The sequence below is a fragment of the Brasilonema bromeliae SPC951 genome, from assembly GCF_012912135.1.
Taxonomy (GTDB): domain Bacteria; phylum Cyanobacteriota; class Cyanobacteriia; order Cyanobacteriales; family Nostocaceae; genus Brasilonema; species Brasilonema bromeliae.
In genome coordinates this window covers 1-3,843 of sequence record NZ_QMEB01000358.1, presented here as the reverse complement: position 1 = coordinate 3,843, position 3,843 = coordinate 1, and the positions used below count along the sequence as shown (strand labels likewise).

General features: G+C 42.8%; 5 protein-coding genes and 1 pseudogene. 4 read left to right on the top strand and 2 right to left on the bottom strand.

Annotated elements, in window-relative coordinates:
• Positions 1 to 210, bottom strand: a pseudogene (locus DP116_RS27420) (carbohydrate kinase); the annotation flags it as partial.
• A gap of 357 nt (positions 211 to 567) precedes the next feature.
• Here DP116_RS27420 and psaM point away from each other — a divergent pair.
• Positions 568 to 660 carry a photosystem I reaction center subunit XII gene (psaM, locus tag DP116_RS27410; RefSeq protein WP_339381625.1) on the top strand — a complete coding sequence of 31 codons (93 nt, stop codon included), beginning with the start codon at positions 568 to 570 and terminating at the stop codon, positions 658 to 660.
• 237 nt (positions 661 to 897) lie between these two features.
• Complete coding sequence (locus DP116_RS27405) at positions 898 to 1,302, top strand: slr1601 family putative cell division protein (RefSeq protein ID WP_169158134.1); 405 nt, start codon at positions 898 to 900, stop codon at positions 1,300 to 1,302.
• 195 nt (positions 1,303 to 1,497) lie between these two features.
• Here DP116_RS27405 and DP116_RS27400 read toward each other — a convergent pair whose 3' ends face one another.
• Positions 1,498 to 2,223, bottom strand: a complete 726-nt coding sequence (locus DP116_RS27400; protein WP_169158133.1) for a tetratricopeptide repeat protein — start codon at positions 2,221 to 2,223, stop codon at positions 1,498 to 1,500.
• Positions 2,224 to 2,676: 453 nt separating this feature from the next.
• Here DP116_RS27400 and DP116_RS27395 point away from each other — a divergent pair, with 453 nt between their 5' ends.
• Together DP116_RS27395 and DP116_RS27390 are read left to right on the top strand one after the other, a co-directional pair.
• Complete coding sequence (locus DP116_RS27395) at positions 2,677 to 3,141, top strand: hypothetical protein (protein ID WP_169158132.1); 465 nt, start codon at positions 2,677 to 2,679, stop codon at positions 3,139 to 3,141.
• Positions 3,142 to 3,227: 86 nt separating this feature from the next.
• Positions 3,228 to 3,785, top strand: coding sequence for a glutathione S-transferase family protein (locus DP116_RS27390; RefSeq protein ID WP_169158137.1), 558 nt, complete (start codon positions 3,228 to 3,230; stop codon positions 3,783 to 3,785).
• Positions 3,786 to 3,843: the final 58 nt, after the last annotated feature.

The following is a 3,843-nucleotide window of genomic DNA, read 5'->3' as shown; positions in this document are numbered from 1 at the left end:
GTTGATCGCAATTGCTCTTATTTCTCGCCGCAATTGTTGAGGGATTTGCTCAAGCAAGCTAAACAAACCTCTCTCCCAAGAACTTGCTAAGTCAGATATTTCTGACTTCTCAAACGGAAACCTCCTCTCCGCTTGAATACAAGCTTGCTCGTCAATCACCACAGCTCTTGCACCGGACGTGCCAAAGTCAATTCCCAAATAAAAATTCATAAATATAAAATTTACTTATAATTTATCATGACTAATGACTAATAACTAATGACCCTTACGGGTTCGCCAGTCACCTACGGAGGGAAACCCTCTCCGAAGTTGCCACAACGCGGGGAACCCGACGCCAGTCGCCTCAACGGAGGGAACCTCCGCACGGCGCTGGCTCCGCAAGGCACTTCTCTCTGCAGTGCTGGCTCACTAATGACTAGTTATTGTTTCATCTTGTAACAACCTACTCCCCAATCTTGGCAAAACAGGGAAAAGTAGTAAACGAAGTATTCAAAATCTGTTGATATTGGGAGGTTTCAAATCATGTCTGTCCTGAATACTCTGATCCTCGCTCAGGTAGGAACTTCTATCTCAGATACCCAAGTGTACATTGCTCTTCTTGTAGCGCTGATTCCAGGCTTTCTGGCTTGGCGATTGTCAACAACACTTTACAATTCATAAGATTCTGAAGAGCTGAGTTACCTGGTAGTACGGGGTACAGTTCTCGGACTTTTGCGGTTTAATATCGTAAATTGTTTGAGACTGTACACGTATAAATGCCAGGTTTTTTACTTGACAGATGATCAGTGTACCAAGTACGAAAAAATTGAAGTAATATGGCAGCTAAACGAAACTGCAAAAGACGCAGGTGTGCATTTGGCATGCGTCTACTCATTTAGCGAGGTTCTTTTTATCACGATGAACGCATTTCAACCCTCTAGACTGCCGTTACAACCAGCACAACAGCGTCGAGTCACCCCTCGACCGAAGCGACGTCTTCGTCAACGCTCTTATCAAGTGATGGCACTGGAAACTACAGCAAAGATAGCTGTTAACCTTGTCATTTCAACAGCAGCAGTCTCTGCTCTTATGCAGCTTCTACCTTATCATTGGTCTCAGCAAGAAAAATTACGAACTATCCGTATTGATGTTAATCAGATGGAAGAACGTGTCTATCAGCTGCAGGGAGAATTTAGCCGTAACTTCGATCCGCGCCAAGCTAAGGTGATTATGCAAGAACAGGGCTATAGATTTGACCCTAATCAGCGTCAGGTCGTGTTCCCAAAAGATACTATAGAACATAAACTACCAGAATCAAACTAATTTCTAATTTGTCATTGCTACTCGACCAAAGAAATTTCGACTTTGGTAGTAAGGCTAAGAGCTGATAGTTCATAGCTAGTCACTTACTATCTAGGAGCTATATAGTTATCATCTGTTAGCCATTACACCGTTATCAGGATGTTTCTCATTCTGTGTTTCATACGTAGACTATGCCAGTGACGATCAAGGCAATGTCTACCAGGCAGGATGCTGCGTTGGTAGCAACTCGTGTAACCAATTTTCGACTTGTAAACGTAAGTGTGAACCCGGCTCTCCGGTTTTGAAGCTAGTAGGAGGCAGTTCAGTCAAAGCGCGACGATAATCGGCGATCGCGCAATTCCAATCTCCCCAAAGATGATAAGTCCTACCCCGTTCTGCTAGAACATGACCATTCAATTGCTCAAACAGCAGAGCAACCTCAAAATTCTCAATCGCCTCCTCGTATTGCCCTAAATCGCGCAAGGTTATGCCTCGGTTTATCCACGCCCTAACGTGGCTTGGGTTCAGATCTAAAGCCCGATCATAATCAGCAATTGCTTCTATCAATTCCCCACAAGCTGCATAGTAATTTGCCCGATTGTTATAAGCACTGGCTAATTTCGGATTAAGTTGCAATGCTGTGTTATAATCGCAAAACGCTTTTTGCGTTTCACCACTTTGAAAATAAATTAGCCCTCGATTGTTGTAATCAATAGCATTGTGTGGATGACGATGAATTAATTGATTCAACAGGGCAAGCGCCTCAGTGTAATGACCTTGTCGGGCTTTTGTTAGAGCATCAGAGCGCAAGTAGCTGTCCCCAAAAGTAGATTTACTGCTACCGTTAGTCCCTTGCTGTTGTCGTACTTTTGTAGTGTTTGAGACAAATGGGTTGCCGTGATTTTGTTCGCCACCAAAAGGGAAAGATGAATGAATGTTCATGTATTCCTACCTGAGCTGCTTGCTCTGTGAGATCAACTTATAAGGTTACTTGCTACTGTGGTTTTCTAACTGTGTCACTTGTTAAGGTGTCTATGAGTCATGGGGCATAAGTATGGAAGAAAATGCCATAAACCCTTATAGCGTGAAAGTTTACGGCGATCAAAGCCATATTGTGCTTGACCGTCTTTAACCAGGTAAACGTAAAGCATACTCAATTGATGCTTTAATCTAATAATTGATACGTCTTCCCCAAGGTAAATTCCAGATAATATAAATATCAATTTAGTAGACGATTCAAGTAGCGTGGGCAACAAATTGATAAAATGCCAGAATGTCCCGATGAAAAAAAACTCCCCAACTCAAGTCTCAGAGCACAAAAGAACAAAAAGAGTCTTTGATACTGCGTTGCGGAATTCGGATTTTTCTTTTTGGAATTTGTGATAAAATATTCTTATGACAACTGTCACCTCCTACTCCAACGCTCCTGATTTAGCAGCCGATGATTACATTGTGATCGGGTTGGCAACTTGCTTTGTCAAAGAAGATGGAGAAGTTTATCAAGTCGAAGTTATAGAACCAATTCCCTCTGCATCACTGGAAACGCTTGCTAAAGGTATTCCTACCTCCTTTAAGCTTGCTTTGGCGACAACTTTGGGATCTGTGCTGGACGAAGACAAACCTGAGATTCCTCCAGAATTTCCCCAGACGGCTCAATTTAGTGATGATTTTGTGGAACGGGCGATCGCCGCAGCTCGCACCTACAAGCGTCGTGAAACTGCTAAATCTCTGATTCCTCTGGGCACAACTTATACAGATTTTAAATATTCTACTGAACGCAAGCGGGTGCTAAATGTTTCGCGAGTTGTCACGAAGGAAGACAACGTCAAACAACACCCCAATACTCATAAAGTTCTTTAATCAGTTATAGTTATTTACCTCAAGTCTCAGAAATAACAATATAATTACTGATGACTGATGGTTGTAAACTGTTTACTGATTTGCTCATGCTAAAACTTTATGGCGGCGCACGTAGTCGTGCATCAATTGTCCAGTGGTATCTAGAGGAACTAGAAATTCCCTACGAATTTGTCAAGCTTGATATGCAAGCCGGTGAGCATCGTCAGCCTCAGTATCTGGCTATTAACCCAATAGGGAAAGTCCCAGCAATTGTGGATGGAGATTTCCAGGTTTGGGAATCTGGGGCAATTTTGCTGTATTTAGCCGACAAGTATGGTAAATCTGCCCACTCTCCAGAGGAACGAGCTGAATTAGCTCAATGGGTGTTGTTTGCCAATGCGACTTTGGGACCAGGAATTTTCGTGGAAGCAAGCCGAGAGCGAGAAATGCCGGTTTTGATGACTGCTTTAAATGAAATTTTTGAGCGTCAACCTTTCTTACTGGGCAAAGAATTCACAGTTGCTGACGTGGCTGTAGGTTCTATTCTCTCTTACATTCCTATCATGCTCAAGTTAGACCTAAGCCAATACCCATCTGTATTGAACTACATGAAACAGATGTCTGAGCGTCCAGCTTTTCAAAAGAGTATTGGTGGACGCAGGTAATCACTCGCTTAAGCTCATATTCCAATACAGTTCAGTTAAGCCTCAAAGTCAGGTAAAG